Source organism: Arthrobacter sp. EM1, assembly GCF_029964055.1.
Lineage (GTDB): Bacteria > Actinomycetota > Actinomycetes > Actinomycetales > Micrococcaceae > Arthrobacter.
The window spans coordinates 3,037,103-3,053,263 of the sequence record NZ_CP124836.1; the positions used below are offsets into that span (position 1 = coordinate 3,037,103).

Consider the following 16,161-nt stretch of genomic DNA (forward strand, 5'->3'; position numbering starts at 1 on the left):
AAATGGCTGAGCCTGCCGCCTCGCCCCGGCAGGCTCAGCTTCCCAGCGGCTCAGGCGGGGTAAGCCTCCGAAAGGGCTCAAGCCGGGATTCAAATTCGGCGCGGTCCTCCGCTGCCAAAAGGCCGTTGGCCCCGTACCCCAGCGCCAGCGTATTGAGCTGCCACGGCGATCCTTCGGGCTGCTGGAGCCGTTCCTTGAAGGTGCCGCTGGTGTCCTTTGAAAGGTCCTGAAACCTGAAGGACAGCCACTGACCTGCCCGCCCAAGCGCCACCCCGGAAACAATAACCTGCTCCTCCGGGGTCAGACCGCCAAGGTCCCGGGTCCGGTCCGCTGCAGACCAGCCCTCCAGGGCGTTGGTTGTCGGCGTCCCATAGCCGTACCGGCCACTGACCTCCCCGATGATGCCAATTGCCCGCTGCTTTTCTTCCCACGCCTGCGGCACTGTGGTGCTCTGGGATTCGGGACCGTTCACGTTAGTAAGGAGTGATTGGCCTCCGTAGTTATTCTCGATCGGCCGCTGAAACGGACTGCCGCCGGCTTCGTCGCCCGCAGGGGACCATTCAAGCTGGAATTCCTCCGACAGGGCGGCCCTGATCTCGGCAACCATGGCCTGCCCCGCGTCGAAGCCCTCCTGCGGTGTGGGGCCGTCCAGGATCTGCCGGGAATCGACGCCGGCGACACCGGGGTACTCACGCCAGTAGACGGTGCGCTCAGCACCGTCGGCCCCTGCGTCCACTGTCGTCCGCCCGATGGCGCTCTCGAACATGTGCTGCAGGATGGTGGCAGCGGGAACCGCGACTATCCCGGCAACAGCGAAGAGTGCCGCCAGGATCCACAATCGACGGGACCAGCGGAACGTCAACTGTGACATCTAACCGCACCCCCATACAGTAGTTGCCACGACACTACAGGAGACCGGCGTATCCGTCGGACCCACGATTACCAGTCGTGGACCGTTCCGTCGACGAGGCGGTTGTAGGGCAGGTAGGCCTGCTGGTAGGGGTAGGCCGCGGCGGCTTCCTCATTGAACTCCACGCCGATGCCGGGCGTGTCGCCGGGGTGCAGGTACCCGTCCACGAAGGTCATGGATTGTTCGAAGACCTCGTTCGTTTTGTCCGAGTGCTGCATGTATTCCTGGATGCCGTAGTTGTGGATCGCCAGGCCCACATGCAGCTGCGCGGCGAAACCCACCGGGGAAATATCCGTCGGCCCGTGGAAACCGGACTTGATCTGGTACTGCGCGGCGAAATCCATCACCTTCTTCAGTGGCGAGATCCCGCCGAAGTGCGTCGAGGCGGCCCGGACATAGTCGATCAGCTGTTCCTTGATCAGCGTCTGGAAGTCAAAGACGGTATTGAAGATTTCCCCGATCGCCAGCGGCGTTGTGGTGTGGGAACGGACAAGGCGCAAGGCCTCCTGGTTCTCGGCCGGGGTGCAGTCCTCCAGCCAGAACAAGTCATAGGGCTCCAGCGCCTTGCCCAGTTTCGCGGCCTGGATCGGGGTCATCCGGTGGTGCCCGTCGTGCAGCAGCGGCAGCTCCGGCCCGAATTCATTCCGCACCGCTTCGAACACCGTCGGCAGGTGCCGCAGGTACGCTCGGGTGTCCCAGTCCTCCTCCGCCGGGAACGCCCCGCGACCGGCAGGCTCATAGTCATACCGCTCCCCCGAGGCTTGTGCCTGCGCCGCTACGCCGTACACGGCCTTGATCCCTGGCACCGCGGTCTGGATCCGCACCGACTTGTAACCCAGCTCCAGATGTTCCCGGACCGAATCAAACAACGCGGGCAGGTCCGCCCCGGAGGCATGCCCGTAGGCGCGCAGCCCGTGACGGGACGCCCCGCCGAGCAGCTGGTAGACCGGCATCCCGGCGAGCTTGCCCTTGATATCCCACAACGCCATGTCCACCGCCGCGATCGCCGCCATCGTCACCGGACCGCGCCGCCAGTACGAGGACCGGTACAGGAACTGCCAGGTGTCCTCGATCCGGTGCGGGTCCTTGCCGATCAGCAGCTGCGCAACGTGTTCCTTCAGGTATGCGGCCACCGCGAGCTCGCGGCCGTTCAGGGTCGCATCCCCAATCCCGGTCACACCGTCCTCCGTGGTGATCCGCAACGTGACGAAGTTACGGGACGGGCTGGTCACAAAGACTTCAGCGGCAATGATTTTCACAGTGGGTCCAGGCTTTCTGAGTCGGTTTGACGTTGGGGGTTGAGGCGGCGGTGCCGGCCCTAGCGTTGAGTCGTTCCGCTGGGTGCGGTCCCCAACAGTTCCAGTTCGCCCCGGTAGGGCAGGCCTTCCCAGTCGCCGGCAGTGCTGACCGCGAAGGCGCCCGTCAGGGCGCCGCGCCGCAGGCGGCCGGCGACGTCCTCGCCGTCGAGCAGGGCGGAGAGGTACCCCGCAGTGAAAGCGTCACCGGCTCCCACCGTGTCGATGCTGGTGACCTGCACGGCGGGCGTTTCCCAGCGGCCCGCCGCGGTGTGGACCCCGGCACCGGCCGCGCCCCGCTTGACCACAACCTCCCGCACGCCCCGGGCCAGCAGTTCCGCGGCCATCGCCGCTTCGGCGTCGTCGGCCGCGCCGGAATACCCATGGCCGGAGGCGACCAGGCCGAGTTCATCGTCGGATGCGATCAGGATGGTGGCGTGCCGGGCCAGCGGGGTGAGGACTGCGCGCGCCTCTTCCCGGGACCAGAGCTTGCCCCGGTAGTTGACGTCGAGGGACACCTCCAGGCCTTCGCCGGCGGCCCGGGCGGCCGCATACTCGACGGCCTGCCGTGCCTCCGGGCTGAGGGCTGCGGTGATCCCGGTGAGGTGCAGGACCCGGGTACCGGTCCGGAGGGCCGCGTCGACGTCGGCCCGGCAGAGCGTGGATCCGGCGGAACCGGTGCGGTAGTAAAAGGCCCGGCTGACGTCGGCGGTGCGTTGTTCGAGGAACATCACCCCGGTGCCGCGGCTGCCGTGCTCCCGGTAGTGCACCCCGATGCCCTCGCTGCGCAACTGCCGGAGGATGAACTCACCATGCGGGTCGGCGCCGAGCACGCCGGCCCAGGCCACCCGGTGGCCGAGCCGTGCGGCGCCGACGGCCACATTCGACTCCGCCCCGGCGACGTGCATGCCGAGGGTTCCGCCAGCGGACAGCGGTCCGGCGGAGCGCAGCGACACCATCGATTCACCAAAAGTCAGCAAATCAACGGCCGGCAGCCCGGCTTCAGCGCTCACTGCGGACCCTTCGCGGTGCTGCGCAGCCCATAGTCGGCGGCCAGCGCCACAAAGTCCCGGGCCCGCGCCCGCATCGGCGCCAGCTCGCCGCCTGAACCGGTGTCACCGAAGAGCGGTCCGCCCAGGCCAACGGCGACGGCGCCCGCCTGCCAGTAGCCGGACGCCTGCTCCAGCCCCACCCCGCCGACGGCGATAAACGGGATGCCGGGAAACGGGTCCCGCAGGGCTTTGAGGTAGCCCGGTCCGCCGATGGAGGCGGGAAAAAGCTTCACGGCTGTGGCTCCCCGGGTCATGGCCTCGTAGGCCTCGGTCGGGGTCAGTGCCCCGGCCAGGACTGGGATGCCCCGGGCCGCGGAGACGGCGATGGACTCGGCCAGCGCCGGGGTCACAGTGAACTGGCCACCGGCCGCCGCCACGTCATCCACTTCCTGCGCGGTCAACACGGTGCCGGCCCCAACGAAGCAGCCTGCCGGCGCGGCGGCGCGGACTGCGCTGATCGCCTCGAGCGCGTCCGGTGTGGTCAGGGCAATTTCGACGTAACGGAAGCCCTCTTCCATGGCCGCCAGCGCCGCCGCTGCCGCGGCGCGGCCGTCAGTGCCGCGCACAATGGCGACGAGCCTGGTTTCCTGGATTCCGGCCAGCAGGCTCTGGGAGGTCAGGACATTGCTGGGGTTCACGGTCATGTTGTTCACCATTCTGCGAAGGCTCCGTCGGGGTGGCGCCAGACGGGTCCGCGCCAGGCGTGGCCGCGTTTGTCCGCGGCGCGGACCACTGCCTCGTCGATTTCGATCCCGAGGCCCGGGCCGGTCAAGCGTTCGATGTGCCCGTCCACGAATTTAAGCGGGGATTTGTCCAGGACATAGTCCAGGACTTCGGCGCCCTGGTTGTAGTGGATTCCGATGCTTTGTTCCTGGATCAGGAAGTTGGGCGTGGCGAAGCCCACCTGCAGGCAGGCGGCCAAGGCCAGCGGACCGAGCGGGCAGTGCGGGGCCAGCTGGACCTCGAAGATTTCGGCGAGCGAGGCAATCTTGCGGACCTCGGTGATGCCGCCCGCGTGCGAGAGGTCCGGCTGGGCCACGGCGATGCCCGCCTGCAGCGCGGGCAGGAATTCCTGCCGGCTGTAGAGCCGCTCTCCGGTGGAGACCGGCGTCGTCGTCGACGAGGTGAATTCGCGCAGCAGGTGGGTATTCTCCGGAACCACCGGTTCCTCCAGGAAAAACGGCCGGTACGGTTCCAGCAGCGGCGCCACCCGCCGGGCGTTGGCCAGGCTGAAGCGGCCGTGGAAGTCGACAGCGACATCGCGGTGGTCCCCGAGGACCTCGCGGGCGGCGGCAACCCGGCGGACAACGCCGTCGAGCTCCGCCACCGAGGCAATGGGGCTCATCCGGCCGCTGGCATTCATCTTGACGGCGGTGAGACCGACCTCCAGCTGCGCGCTGATCTGGTCGGCCACCTCGTTGGGCTCGTCACCACCCACCCAGCCGTACATCCGGATCCGGTCGCGGACGTGGCCGCCCAGGAGCTGGTGCACCGGTGTGTTGAAGTGCTTGCCGGCGATATCCCACAGGGCCTGGTCCAGCCCGGACACAGCACTGGCGAGGATGGGTCCGCCACGGTAGAAGGAACCTTTCGTCATGACCTGCCAGTGGTCTTCGATCCGGAGCGCATCGTTGCCGATCAGCAGCTCGGAGAGCTGGTCGACGGCGGTGCGGACCGTTTCGCTGCGGCCCTCGCAGCTGGCCTCGCCCCAGCCGACGATCCCGGACTCAGTCTCGATCCGGACGAACAGCCAGCGCGGCGCGACCAGGAAGGTTTCAATCCTGTTGATGAGTGTCATGTGCCCGCTACCCTTTGGTCGCGCCGGCGGTCATGCCGGAGACGATGTATTTCTGCGTGAACAAGGCAATGACCATGATCGGGATCGTGACCACCATGGCGGCCGCCATCAGCCCGCCCCAATCGATCGAGGCGTAAGAGACGAAGTCGAAGATCGCGACCGGGAGCGTCTTGGTTTTGGACCCGGACAGTACGAGGGCAAACATAAAGTTGTTCCACGAAAAGATGAAGGACAGGATCCCTGCAGTAGCCATGCCGGCCACGGAGAGCGGCAAGGTGATGCGGCGGAAAGCTCCGATCGGGGTGAGCCCGTCCACCTGGGCCGATTCCTCGAGTTCCAGCGGAAGGGAATCGAAGTAGCTCATCATGATGTAGACGATCAGCGGGAGCGCGACGAACATGTGGCTCAGAATCAGCACTTCAAATCCGCCCACCATCTTCAGGTTGGAGAAGACGTAGTACCAGGGCACCAGCAGGGAGACGCCCGGAATCACGCGGGCCATCAGGACCACCAGGGCCGAACGGTGCATCGTGAAGCGGCTCATGGCATAGGCGGCAGGGACGCCGAGCACCAGCGAGAAGGCGGTGGAAACGAAGGCCACCCAGAAGCTGTTGATGATAAAGACGAAGTAGTTGTTCCGCTCCAGCACGTTCGCGTAGTTCTCGGTGGTCGGGGTGAAAAAGAAGGACTTCCCCGTGTCGTAGATGTCCACGTTGGTCTTGAATGAGGCCAGCAGCATCCAGAACAGCGGCGCGACCAGGAACAACACCACCGCCACGAGGGCGACCACGCGGAAGACCTTGTAGGCGCGGGGGCCGCGGGCTTTCCGGCGGCGCGGAGCCGGGGCAGGCCGCGCGGCGGGGATTTTGGATTCGGTCTGTACGGTCATTTGTTTGCCGCCTTCTTGCGCATGGTGAGCAGCCACATGGTGCCGATGATGATCATAAAGAACAGGATCAACACCGCGGAGGAGAGGCCGTACTGGTTGTAATCGAAGCTCAGCCCGTAGGCGTAGACGTTCAGGGTCTCTACCTCGTGGAATGAACCGCCGCCTTTGCCTTTGGTGGCATAGAGGATGTCGAAGGTCTTGAGGGCGTCGATGCCGCGCAGCAGGATGGCGACGATCACCGTCGGCAACATCAGCGGAAGGGTGATGTAAAAGAAGCGCTGGAAGGCGTTGGCGCCGTCCATCCTGGCGGCCTCATCGGGTTCCTCGGACAGCGAGGTCAGGCCGGCGAGAAGGATCAGCACCACCATGGGGGTCCACTGCCACACGTCCATAAAGATCGTGGTGCCAAGGGCCGTGTCCTGGCCGGAGAGCCAAGGCTGGGCCGGAATGCCGATCAGTCCGAGAAGCTGGTTGGCGAAGCCGATGTTGGGATCGAAGATCAACCGCCACATCATGCCGACCGCCACCGGGGTTGCGACGAGCGGCAGGAGAATGGCCACCCGGACCCACTTTTCGCCGCGGAACGGCCGCCACAGCAGCAACGCGATGCACATGCCCAGAACCACTTCGCAGGCCAGGGCCACTCCGGTGAAGGACATGGTGCGGCCGACGGCGGGCCAGAACCGGTCGACGTCGGAGAGGACCGTGATGTAGTTCTGCAGGCCAATGAACTCAGAGGCTGCGCGGACGGATCCCTGGGAGTCGGTCAGGCTCAGGAACAGCGTCCAGGCCAGGGGGAAAACGATCAGGACGCCGACGAAGATCATGGCGGGGGCCGCGAAGAGCCACTTGCGGTGCCGGTTGGCCCAGGCGGAAAAGTTCGCGCGCGGACCCGGCGGGCGGCCGGCGCTGCGGGCCGGTGCGCTGCGGGGAGGGTTCAGTACAGACATGGTTCACCTAAGGAGTTGGGGGTGAAGTGAGAAGCTGGCACCGGCGGAACGGCAGCGGACCGCCGTTCCGCCGGTGCTGTGCAGGGCGACCAGTACGAGATGCGCCCCGGTGTGCTACTTCTTTTCGGTATCCAGGAATTTCTGGAAGTCGTCGTTGGCGGCATCGGCCGCAGCGGGGACGTCGGCTCCGGTGATGGAGGAGACAATCGGCCCGCCGACAATTTCGCGGGCCTTGCCTACCGTGATGACCTCGGGCCGGTCGTGGCCGACGCCGTTCTTGGCGCTCGCGGAGATAGCCTCGGCCAGATCCTTCGGGTACGTGGACGTTCCGGCCGGGTCGGCCCAGACCGAACTGCGGGGTCCGGGAACGCCGGCCTTCTGCGCGGCCAGGGTGCGTTCCTTGCTCGTGGCCCACTGGATGAACTTCCAGGCGTTGTCCTGATTGCTTGAAGCCTGGTTCACGGCAAGGCCCCACGACGGGATGTTGTACGGCTTGGAACCGGCAGGGCCTGCGGGCAGCGCAGCAAAACCGACCGTGTCGGAAACCTTGGACTTGGCCGGGTCGGTGGCGTTCTTGTACAGGGAGTCGGCCTCGGTGTAGAACGCGGCCTTGCCCTGGGTGAAGATGGCCATCGCTTCGGGCCAGCTCATATCGGTGCTGACGTTGGCCGGGCCGTAGTTCTTGATCAGGCCGCCGTAGTACTCATAGGCCTTTTTGGCAGCGTCGGAGTTGATGGCGGATTTGCCGCTGGCATCCGTGAAGTCGCCGCCGAAGCTGTACAGGAAGCTGGAGAACTGGGTGACGGCCGCGGACTTGCCGGTCCGGGCGACAAAACCTGCCGTGTCCGGTGTGGCGGCTTTGATGGCCTTGGCGGCCGCTTCGAGCTCTTCCATGGTCTTGGGCACCTCAAGGCCGGCGGCCTGCAGCAGGTCCTTGCGGTAGTAGAGCACTTCGCGTTCGGTGATAATCGGGACGCCGACGACCTTGCCGTCGGCTGTAGTGGCCTTGACCGGGCCCTCCTGGTAGTCCTTCCAGTCCCAGCTGGCGTCCGCGGAGACCTTGGACGTCAGGTCGGCGAGGTAACCGTTCTTCGCGAACGCCTTGCCCTCCTGCAGGGGGCGGTACATCATAACGTCGATCTCGTCGCTGCCGGCGTTGAGCTTGACGTTGTACTGGTCTGAAAGCTGGTCTTCGCCGAGCTGGGTCAGCTCAACTTTGAGGCCGCTGGACTTCTCGAATTCCGGAATCGCCGCCTTGATGCCTTCGGTCCAGACGTGGTTCGCGAGGGTCACCCGGACGGTGCCGGACGCTTTGGCATCGCTGCTGCCGCTGGCTCCGCCACAGGCGGTGAGGCCCAGAGACAGCGCAGCTGCGACAGCCGCGTACTGCATGATCGAACGTCGCTTCATTACGACTCCCTTGGTTCATTTAGGGCTGGGCGTCACTGTCCAGCCGGCCGCAAATGCATCTTTACATCTGCTCTGGAAGCGATCTTAGGGAAATAAAGCAGACTTAAACAACCCCTTGCGCCTTATCGGTATGATTTATTTATGAAAACCCCAAAGGCGGAGTTCCCGGCCGACCTGCATTCCGTGCTGGTCCAGAATCTGGGACTTGCCATTGCCGAGGGGACCCTGGTGCCACACTCGATCCTGCGCCTGGACGAACTTGAGGCCCAGTACGGGGTGTCCCGCTCGGTGGTTCGGGAAGCCACGCGGGTCCTTTCCTCCAAGGGGATGCTGGAATCGCGGCGGCGGCTGGGGACTGTAGTCCAGCCGGAAGAGTCCTGGAACGCTTACGATCCGCAGGTGATCCGGTGGCGGCTGGCCTCCTCCAAGCGGCTGGAGCAGTTGCAGGCGCTGAACGAACTGCGCGGCGCCATCGAACCACATGCTGCCCGGCTGGCCGCCGAACGCGCCTCCTGGGATACCGGCAGCGACCTGGTTTCCGAAGCGGCCCGGCTCTGGGCCGCGGGCCAGCAGGGAGACCAGGACGAGTTCCTGCGCCTGGACATCGAATTTCACGCGGCAGTACTTCGAGCCTCCGGGAATCCGATGTTTTCCCAGCTGCACAACCTTGTCACGGAGGTTTTGACCGGCCGCACCCAGCATGGACTGATGCCACATCTGCCGCAGCACGAGGCCCTGCAGCTGCATGTGGACGTAGCCAGCGCCATTCAGCGCGGCGAGGCGGACGTCGCTCACGCGGCTATGAGCCGAATCGTGGAGCAGTCCTCCGAGGAAATGAGTTACATCTGGTCCAGCAACCAGCAGCCTGCCGGCCCGGCACCGGCCCCCGCAACACAACGCGGGGCCACCGAGGGCTCATCCCCGGTGGTGGGATAGGCCCGCGGTGACCCCGCGTCGTTGACGCTAGCGGCCGCCCTCGATCTTCCGGCTCCGCTGTTCCTGTGCCATCGGCCCGTACGGGTAGACTCCGACGCGCGGGCGGCTCACCTCGCTGAGGCGCATCAGTTCGCCCTCAGTCAGCCGCAGGTCGGCCGCCGCGAGGTTGTCGGCAAGCTGTTTGGTGCTGCGGGCGCCCAGGATCACCGACGTCACGGCCGGCTGGTCCGCCAGCCAGGCCAAGGCCACCTGGGCGGCACTGGCCTCGTGCCGGCCGGCGATCTCATGCACTGCCTCCACGATTTCCCAGGTGCGAGGGTCCGCGTTCCTGGCCTTCCAGGCCTCCATGCCCCGTTCCGGATTTTCGCCCAGCCGGGTGGCACCCGCGGGCGGCTCGTCCTTCTTGTATTTGCCCGAGAGCCAGCCGCCGCCCAGCGGGGACCACGGCAGCAGGCCGATCCCGGCGTCGAGCGAAGCAGGAACGATCTCGGACTCGATCTCACGGACCAGCAGGCTGTACTGCGGCTGCAGCGTCACCGGGGCGCTGAAGCCAAGGGCCTTCGCCAGATGCACTGCCTTCGTCAGCTGCCAGCCAAGGAAGTTCGAGAACCCGTAGTAGGCTATCTTGCCGCTGCTGACGGCGTCGTGCAGGAACCTTAAGGTCTCCTCCAACGGAGTGATCGGATCCCAGGCATGCAGCTGGTATAGGTCGATCTGCTCCACGCCGAGCCGGCGCAGCGAAGCATCTAGTGCCTGGGTGAGGTGGCGCCGGGAGGTCCCGACGTCGTTGGGGGCGGCCCCCATCGGAAACCGGCCCTTGGTGGCCACGACGGCCCGGTCCCGGACCTCGGTCCGGTCCGCGAGCCACCGTCCCACAATCTCCTCAGAGACCCCGGAGCTGTAGACGTCCGCGGTGTCAATGAAGTTTCCGCCGGCCGCGAAGTAGTCGTCAAGGATCGTGCGTGACTGCTCCTCTGTGGCCTCGGCGCCAAAGGTCATGGTGCCCAGCGCGTAGGTGGAGACGACGGCGCCGCTGCCGCCCAGGGTGCGGTATTTCATGGAACTCCTTAGTGGAAAGTGAATGAATGCAGCTGATTCAGTCTTCGGTGGGGGTGGTCCGCTCGGGGTGGTAATCGCGCCAGCTGTGCTCAGGGGCGTAACCCAGGAGCCGCTTGGCCTTCTCGATCGAGAGCATGGTTTCGTGTTCGCCGAGTTCCTTGACCACCGTGACGTCCGGGAACACTTCCGCGGCGAGGCTGGCACTGGAGCGGCCCATCACGGTGTCCTCGTTGGCGATGATAAACGCCTCGAACCCGGGCTTGCCGTGCTCCAGGGCGCGCGCCACGGCCTGCGCACCGTCCCGGCCGTCAATGTAACCCCAAAGATTCCACTTGCGCAGGGACGCATCGTGGTCGAACGAAGGAAACTCCTCGTAGTCCTCCGGGTCCATCACGTTGGAGAACCGCAGGCCCGTGATGCTCAGCTCCGGGTCCCAGCGGGTCAGCTGGATGGCCATCTGCTCTTCGAGGTGCTTGACCAAGGAGTAGGTACTCTCGGGCCGCGCCGGGTATTCCTCGTCCACCGGGATATAGGGAGGGTCGACGTCGAACGGCAAACCCAATACCGTCTCGCTGGAGGCGTAAACAATTTTCTTGATCCCGGCCCGGCGGGCTGCTTGGAACACGTTGTAGCTGGACTGCATGTTGTTCTCGAACGTCGCCGCGTCGGGGGCGAGTCCGGGAGCCGGGATGGCGGCCAGGTGCACCACCGCGTCGAAGCCGGCGTGACGGTCCTCCAGGCCCAGGAAAACATCCACGACCTGACCATAGTTGCGCAGGTCCACCTCGGTGAAGTCCCGGCCGCGGGCACCGACCCGGTCCAGGCTGGTCACCTCATGACCGTCCTCGCTCAGTCTCCGGACTACGCTCCGTCCCAGTTTTCCGCTTCCTCCGGTAACAGCAACTCGCATCAAGATCTCCTCTGGTGGTCTTCGTCACTCCACCCTAAAGGCGGTAAAGAGTGCTGCCCAGCCCCCGTGGCAGGCCCTGTGCGTCCTAGGAAGATCCAGTCCCCCTCACCTGCCCGGCCACGGACCGCCAGCAGGGCCGCCGTGACTTTCGGCCCTAGGCACTCCGCCAGACCGGGAGCAGGCTGGGGCCATGAACGGTGATCAGCGCGTAGTCGTGGGCGTGGACGGTTCGGATTTCTCGACGGCGGCGCTCCGGCTCGCCGGCCGTATGGCCAGGGGCCTGGATGCGCCCTTGGCGGTCGTGACCTGCCTGGGCACCTCGGATCTCTTTCTGGCATCCCACCTGCCCGAAGAGAGCTCCCCTACGACCACCCAACTCGAAGAGACGGCCAAGCGGCTCGTTGACGAAGCCCTGGAGCGTGCCTTTGGCACCGACCTGCCGGAAGGCCTGAGCCGGACCGTGAAGTTCGGCGCCCCGGCCAAGGTCCTCGTGGCGGAGAGCCGGAACGCCCAGCTCCTGGTGGTCGGCCGCCGCGGCCGCGGTGGCTTCCTTGCACAGGTGATGGGATCAGTCAGCGGCGCCTGCGCGGCCCATGCCCATTGCCCGGTGCTGGTGGTCGGTCAGGACCCGGACAAGGACCAGGCGGGAAGATGAACCACAGCCAGTGGCCGGTCCGGGCACTCTGGATGGTCATTGGCTTGCTGACCGTCACTGCCGCGGTGGCCGGGCTGGTCTTCCCGGACATCTACCGGGGCGTCGTGGCAGCGGACCTGCTTCCCGGCGCCGTATCGCAGGACCTGATGTCAGGTGTTGCGGGCATCGCCCTGATCGTCCTGGCGCTGACAGTGCGTCGGGAGCAGACCAAGGCGCGGCTCGTGGCTCTGGGAATCTTGGGCTACCTGTTCTACGCCTACGGCATCTACTCCATCGAGCGGACCTACAACGGCTTTTACCTCGTGTATCTCGCCATCTTTGCGTTGTCTTTCTGGGGGGTGCTCTACACCGCAAATGAGGTCAGGGCGGAGGGGCCAAAGCGGGTCCGTGTGCCTGCGGGCATCCGCAGGCTTTCCGCCACGGGCGCGCTCCTGCAGCCGCTGATCTTTTATCCGCTGTGGATTGCCATGCTGCTGCCGCTGATGCGCACCCGCGAGCAGATCGATTCACTCTATTCCGTGTTCGTCCTTGACCTGTGCTTCATCATGCCCGCGTTCCTGATCCTCGCCGTCCTGACGTTCCGCGGCCGCTGGCCGGGTCTGGTCTTTATGCCCGCGCTGTTCCTGCTCGGCTTCACGCTCATTTTCTCCCTGGCCCTGGGGGAGCTGTTCAAACCGCTGTTTAAGCTCCCAGTGTCGGCGGCGTCCCTCTGGTCCTCGGTGCTGTTGTCTGCCCTGTTCCTGGTACTGGGAGTGCTGCACCTGTGGAAACTCGAGCTGAATCCCGGCGGCGTCGGCAGGCGCAACCGGGGCAGCCGCCCCGTCGGGCAGCATACCGGCGCCGGCACAGTTTCCGGCCCTGAAGGTTAGCAGCGGTGGCCCGGCTGGAGATTCCGGCGGTGGAGCGTCCCCTTGCTGGTGCTCCTCGTCACCTCCGCAATCGCGCGGTGGCGCCGCCGGTAAAGCCTTTGGAAGGCCGCGCCCCGTGAGCCGGCTCGCCTGCTCCTTCCGGTTCCGCGGTCCAGTGGCCGCCCTGGCCGCGGCCGCCGCCGCTGCCGGCTATGTCCTCGCCGTCCGGCCCCGGCTGCTGCATTGGGGGGCGACGGCCCAGGAATCAGCTGCCGCGCTTCCCGGCGACGAGATCGTCCCGATGCCGCGGATGCAGAGTACGCGTGCCGTCACCGTCCACGCTCCTGCTGCGGACCTCTGGCCCTGGCTCGTCCAGCTGGGTGCGGGACGAGGAGGCATGTATAGCTACGACCTGCTCGAAAACGCGGCAGGCCTTGGTATGCACAGTGCGGACCGGGTCCTTCCCGAATACCAGCGGCTCGCCGTCGGCGACGTCATCCCGCTGGGCCCGGGCACGGGGATTCCGGTCCGGAGGCTGGAGCCCGGATCCGTGCTGGGCCTCGGCGGAACCATGGACCCGCGCACCGGAAAAATCATCTCCTCCGCCGGGGCAGCTGCAGGCCTGCGGCTGGAGCTCGGCTGGTCATTTGTGCTGCATCCCGTCGATGCGCACACCACACGGCTGCTGTCCCGGACGCGGTACGACTATTCCCCGCTTCCTATGGGGCTGATCCTCCGGCCAGTGCTGGAACCCCTGCAGTTCCTCATGGAGCGGCGTATGCTCCTGGGCATCAAGTCCCGGGCCGAGGGCCTCGGCCGCCAGCCCAGCCGCGTGCGGCGCCCGTGACCTTGTGCCCTACCCCGTCGGAAGGTGCCGGCATAGCCTCGAACTTGCCGGGCAGCCTTCAGCCGCCCGCCGTGTTCCGGGGAGGCAAACGGTGAAATCAGCACGAACAAGCATCATCGTGGGAATCGCGCTGATGGCGTCCGGATTCCTACTTTTGTTGGACCTGCTCGGCTACCTCGACAGCGCTGCTCTGGTGTGGCCGCTCTTCTTTGCGGCGGCCGGGGTCGTTTTTGTCGTTGTGTTCTTCCGCAGCCGGGGTAACTGGTGGGCTGCCATTCCCGGTTCGGTATTCCTGGGCCTTGCCTCGGTTACCCTGGTCACCCAGCTTTGGCCGGGGCGGGCCGGAACTTGGGCCGGGGCTTTCCTTTTCCTGTTTATGGGCGCAGGATTCGGCGCTGTTTACCTGCGCGAGCGCTCCAACTGGTGGGCGCTCATCCCCGGCGGCGTGATGCTGACGCTTGCCCTCGTGGTGGCACTCCCGCAATCCTGGCAAGGCATGCCGGTGGCCGCGGTGCTCTTCCTGGGCCTCGCCGCTACATTCGCGGGACTTTCCCTGGTTCCCGTCCAAGCCGGGCCCGGCCTGGCCCGGCAGGCAGCCGCAGCCGGCCGGGCCGGGTCTGCAGAATCAGCGAGGATGAAGTGGCCGCTGATACCGGCCGCGGTCCTGGCCGTGCTGGGTGTCGTCTTCGCCGTGCAGGCTACGGCGCTGCTTACCGCGAGCGAGTTCTTTGTCCCGGTGTTCTTAGTGCTCGCCGGTGTGGCGCTGCTGGTCTACGCCTTCCGGCACCGTTCCGGCGGCCGCCATGGGGTGCGTGGGGCCTGACCGTATCAGCCTTCTCCTGCCAGTTCGGCTATGGCCGCACGCAGGCGGGTGCCGGCGTCGTCCGCAACGTCGCGGACTGCCGGGGTAGCGCTGAGCTGGACCATGGTTTGCGGGTCGATGGCATCGACAGTCGTCGCGGTGGCCCCGGTCCCGCGGCGCACCACCACGTTGCAGGGCAGCAGTGCCCCCATTTCCGGCTCCGCGGCCAGCGCCTTGCTCGCGAGCACCGGGTTGCAGGCGCCGAGGATGACGTAGTCCCCCAGGGCTTCCGCTGCGTCCGCGCCGAGTTTAGCGGCGAAGGTGGCACGCACATCGATTTCCGAGAGTATCCCGAAGCCCTGGGTGGCGAGCGCGGCGCGTGTCTTTGTCACAGTGTCTTCCCAGTTCAGCGGAACGACGGCAGTGTAGGTGTAACTCATTTGGTGGCTCCCGGGGTTTTGGTTTCGGTTGGCAGCAGGTAATCGACGAACCAGTCCCTGGCGAGGATGGCAGCCGCCGCCAGCGTACCGGGTTCCTCAAAAAGGTGGGTGGCGCCCTGCACGACGGCTAACTGGTTCGGACAGCGCATCATGGACTTCGCTTTGCGGTTGAGCGCCAGCACTCCGGAGTCGTAGCTTCCGACAATCAGGAGGGTGGGCGCCCGGACCGCGGAGAGCCGGGGCCCGGCCAGATCGGGCCGGCCCCCGCGGGAGACGACGGCGCCGATCCTGGCGGTTGGTTCGGAGGCGGCCCAAAGCGCAGCTCCGGCACCCGTGCTGGCCCCGAAATAGCCAAGCGAGCAGGACACCGTGTCCGGCCGGCCGGCGAGCCAGTCCGTGGCCGAGGACAGCCGCCGGGCCAACAGCTCGATGTCAAAGACGTTGGCGCGGTTTCGTTCCTCCGCCGGGGTCAGCAGGTCCAGCAGCAAGGTGCCGAGTCCCGCCTGCTGGAGCACCCCGGCCACGAACCGGTTCCGTGGGCTGTGCCGGCTGCTGCCGCTGCCGTGCGCGAACAGCACCACGGCAGCGGAAGGGACCGGCAGGTGCAGCTGGCCCTGGAGTCGAACCCCGCGCGACGGGATTTCGACTTCCGCATCGAACTCCGTGGCGGCTGCCATGCTGGTCCCCGCCGGCGTGCGGGACGCCGGCGGGGAATTCTGCAGTCGCTTGGCTGCGGCGTCGAGCAGTTGCACCACCTCATCGTCTTCGGTGGGGGAGAAATCGCGGTAGTGGTACCCCACCGCGGAGAACTGCTGCGGGGTAGCGAGGCAGATCAGCTCGTCGGGCTCGGTCAGGGCGCGGAGGGTGTCGGCTGGGGCGACCGGGACGGCCAGGATCACCCTCGCGGCCCCAAGCTTCCGGGCGATCCGGCAGGCGACCCTGGCGGTGGACCCGGTAGCGATGCCGTCGTCGACGATCACCGCTATACGCCCGGTAAGGTCCTGCCGGGTCCTGCCCTTCCGGAACCGGGCCACCCTGCTCTCGAGCACCGCCCGCTCGTGGTCTTCAACGGCCTGCAGTTCCGCGTCACTGACCCGGGCGTGGGCCAGCACGTGGTCTTCGAGCACCCGGGCGCCGCCCTCCCCGACCGCTCCCATGGCAAGCTCCGGCTGGTAGGGAAGGCCCAGCTTCCGCACCACAATCACGTCAAGGGGTGCATCGAGGGCGGCGGCGACTTCGGCGGCGACCGGGACTCCGCCGCGGGGCAGGCCCAGGACCACGATGTCCTGGCCCCGCAGATCCGCGAGCCGCCTTCCCAGCTGCCGGCCGGCGTCGACCCTGTCTTCGAAGATGCTCATCA

General features: G+C 66.4%; 17 protein-coding genes. 5 read left to right on the forward strand and 12 right to left on the reverse strand.

Going from position 1 to position 16,161, the window contains the following annotated elements; translation table 11 throughout:
• Positions 1–34: 34 nt before the first annotated feature.
• The 8 genes from QI450_RS14045 to QI450_RS14080 all read right to left on the reverse strand — a co-directional run bounded on the left by QI450_RS14045 (position 35) and on the right by QI450_RS14080 (position 8,304).
• Complete coding sequence (locus QI450_RS14045; RefSeq protein ID WP_226775438.1) at positions 35–871, reverse strand: hypothetical protein; 837 nt, start codon at positions 869–871, stop codon at positions 35–37.
• A 68-nt stretch (positions 872–939) separates the two neighbouring features.
• Complete coding sequence (gene manD / locus QI450_RS14050) at positions 940–2,169, reverse strand: D-mannonate dehydratase ManD (RefSeq protein ID WP_226775437.1); 1,230 nt, start codon at positions 2,167–2,169, stop codon at positions 940–942.
• 59 nt (positions 2,170–2,228) lie between these two features.
• Positions 2,229–3,218 (reverse strand): sugar kinase, encoded by a 990-nt coding sequence (locus QI450_RS14055; protein WP_226775436.1) that lies wholly within the window; start codon positions 3,216–3,218, stop codon positions 2,229–2,231.
• Positions 3,215–3,901 carry a bifunctional 4-hydroxy-2-oxoglutarate aldolase/2-dehydro-3-deoxy-phosphogluconate aldolase gene (locus QI450_RS14060; RefSeq protein WP_226775435.1) on the reverse strand — a complete coding sequence of 229 codons (687 nt, stop codon included), beginning with the start codon at positions 3,899–3,901 and terminating at the stop codon, positions 3,215–3,217. The genes QI450_RS14055 and QI450_RS14060 overlap by 4 nt, the downstream gene beginning before the upstream one ends.
• Before the next feature lie 5 nt (positions 3,902–3,906).
• The gene (dgoD, locus tag QI450_RS14065; protein WP_226775434.1) at positions 3,907–5,055 is read right to left on the reverse strand and encodes a galactonate dehydratase; all 1,149 of its coding nucleotides are present in this window, start codon (positions 5,053–5,055) and stop codon (positions 3,907–3,909) included.
• Between the two features lie 7 nt (positions 5,056–5,062).
• Positions 5,063–5,944 carry a carbohydrate ABC transporter permease gene (locus QI450_RS14070; RefSeq protein WP_226775433.1) on the reverse strand — a complete coding sequence of 294 codons (882 nt, stop codon included), beginning with the start codon at positions 5,942–5,944 and terminating at the stop codon, positions 5,063–5,065.
• Positions 5,941–6,894, reverse strand: coding sequence for a sugar ABC transporter permease (locus QI450_RS14075; protein ID WP_226775432.1), 954 nt, complete (start codon positions 6,892–6,894; stop codon positions 5,941–5,943). Before QI450_RS14075 ends, QI450_RS14070 begins: the two co-directional genes overlap by 4 nt.
• A 114-nt stretch (positions 6,895–7,008) precedes the next feature.
• Entirely contained in the window at positions 7,009–8,304 is a 1,296-nt protein-coding gene (locus QI450_RS14080) for a sugar ABC transporter substrate-binding protein (RefSeq protein WP_226775431.1), read from the reverse strand.
• 141 nt (positions 8,305–8,445) lie between these two features.
• Here QI450_RS14080 and QI450_RS14085 point away from each other — a divergent pair, with 141 nt between their 5' ends.
• Entirely contained in the window at positions 8,446–9,240 is a 795-nt protein-coding gene (locus QI450_RS14085; RefSeq protein ID WP_226775430.1) for an FCD domain-containing protein, read from the forward strand.
• A 27-nt stretch (positions 9,241–9,267) separates the two neighbouring features.
• Here the strand turns inward: QI450_RS14085 and QI450_RS14090 are convergent, their stop codons facing one another.
• Both QI450_RS14090 and QI450_RS14095 read right to left on the reverse strand, forming a co-directional pair.
• Positions 9,268–10,299, reverse strand: a complete 1,032-nt coding sequence (locus QI450_RS14090) for an aldo/keto reductase (RefSeq protein ID WP_226775429.1) — start codon at positions 10,297–10,299, stop codon at positions 9,268–9,270.
• A gap of 37 nt (positions 10,300–10,336) precedes the next feature.
• On the reverse strand, positions 10,337–11,209 hold the full coding sequence (locus QI450_RS14095) for an NAD(P)-dependent oxidoreductase (RefSeq protein ID WP_226775428.1): 873 nt from the start codon (positions 11,207–11,209) through the stop codon (positions 10,337–10,339).
• 190 nt (positions 11,210–11,399) lie between these two features.
• Here QI450_RS14095 and QI450_RS14100 point away from each other — a divergent pair, with 190 nt between their 5' ends.
• The 4 genes from QI450_RS14100 (at position 11,400) to QI450_RS14115 (ending at position 14,382) form a co-directional block, all read left to right on the forward strand.
• A complete protein-coding gene (locus tag QI450_RS14100) occupies positions 11,400–11,864 on the forward strand; it encodes a universal stress protein (RefSeq protein WP_226775427.1) in 465 nt (154 codons plus the stop codon).
• The gene (locus QI450_RS14105) at positions 11,861–12,733 is read left to right on the forward strand and encodes a hypothetical protein (protein ID WP_226775426.1); all 873 of its coding nucleotides are present in this window, start codon (positions 11,861–11,863) and stop codon (positions 12,731–12,733) included. The genes QI450_RS14100 and QI450_RS14105 overlap by 4 nt, the downstream gene beginning before the upstream one ends.
• A gap of 115 nt (positions 12,734–12,848) precedes the next feature.
• Positions 12,849–13,559 (forward strand): SRPBCC family protein, encoded by a 711-nt coding sequence (locus QI450_RS14110; protein ID WP_226775425.1) that lies wholly within the window; start codon positions 12,849–12,851, stop codon positions 13,557–13,559.
• Positions 13,560–13,650: 91 nt separating this feature from the next.
• Positions 13,651–14,382, forward strand: coding sequence for a hypothetical protein (locus QI450_RS14115; protein WP_226775424.1), 732 nt, complete (start codon positions 13,651–13,653; stop codon positions 14,380–14,382).
• Between the two features lie 5 nt (positions 14,383–14,387).
• On the opposite strand, the gene QI450_RS14120 is transcribed toward QI450_RS14115, so the two are convergent.
• Positions 14,388–14,801, reverse strand: coding sequence for a DUF302 domain-containing protein (locus tag QI450_RS14120; RefSeq protein ID WP_226775423.1), 414 nt, complete (start codon positions 14,799–14,801; stop codon positions 14,388–14,390).
• Positions 14,798–16,159, reverse strand: coding sequence for a phosphoribosyltransferase family protein (locus tag QI450_RS14125; RefSeq protein WP_226775422.1), 1,362 nt, complete (start codon positions 16,157–16,159; stop codon positions 14,798–14,800). The genes QI450_RS14120 and QI450_RS14125 overlap by 4 nt, the downstream gene beginning before the upstream one ends.
• Positions 16,160–16,161: the final 2 nt, after the last annotated feature.

What these genes read in the sequence shown, in the direction of transcription:
- QI450_RS14080 (WP_226775431.1), bottom strand. Translation starts at nt 8,304, where the DNA reads ATGAAGCGACGTTCGATCATGCAGTACGCGGCTGTCGCAGCTGCGCTG.
- dgoD (WP_226775434.1), bottom strand. Translation starts at nt 5,055, where the DNA reads ATGACACTCATCAACAGGATTGAAACCTTCCTGGTCGCGCCGCGCTGG.
- QI450_RS14090 (WP_226775429.1), bottom strand. Translation starts at nt 10,299, where the DNA reads ATGAAATACCGCACCCTGGGCGGCAGCGGCGCCGTCGTCTCCACCTAC.
- QI450_RS14085 (WP_226775430.1), top strand. Translation starts at nt 8,446, where the DNA reads ATGAAAACCCCAAAGGCGGAGTTCCCGGCCGACCTGCATTCCGTGCTG.
- QI450_RS14125 (WP_226775422.1), bottom strand. Translation starts at nt 16,159, where the DNA reads ATGAGCATCTTCGAAGACAGGGTCGACGCCGGCCGGCAGCTGGGAAGG.
- QI450_RS14120 (WP_226775423.1), bottom strand. Translation starts at nt 14,801, where the DNA reads ATGAGTTACACCTACACTGCCGTCGTTCCGCTGAACTGGGAAGACACT.
- QI450_RS14070 (WP_226775433.1), bottom strand. Translation starts at nt 5,944, where the DNA reads ATGACCGTACAGACCGAATCCAAAATCCCCGCCGCGCGGCCTGCCCCG.
- QI450_RS14075 (WP_226775432.1), bottom strand. Translation starts at nt 6,894, where the DNA reads ATGTCTGTACTGAACCCTCCCCGCAGCGCACCGGCCCGCAGCGCCGGC.
- QI450_RS14105 (WP_226775426.1), top strand. Translation starts at nt 11,861, where the DNA reads ATGAACCACAGCCAGTGGCCGGTCCGGGCACTCTGGATGGTCATTGGC.
- QI450_RS14060 (WP_226775435.1), bottom strand. Translation starts at nt 3,901, where the DNA reads ATGACCGTGAACCCCAGCAATGTCCTGACCTCCCAGAGCCTGCTGGCC.
- QI450_RS14045 (WP_226775438.1), bottom strand. Translation starts at nt 871, where the DNA reads ATGTCACAGTTGACGTTCCGCTGGTCCCGTCGATTGTGGATCCTGGCG.
- QI450_RS14095 (WP_226775428.1), bottom strand. Translation starts at nt 11,209, where the DNA reads ATGCGAGTTGCTGTTACCGGAGGAAGCGGAAAACTGGGACGGAGCGTA.
- QI450_RS14100 (WP_226775427.1), top strand. Translation starts at nt 11,400, where the DNA reads ATGAACGGTGATCAGCGCGTAGTCGTGGGCGTGGACGGTTCGGATTTC.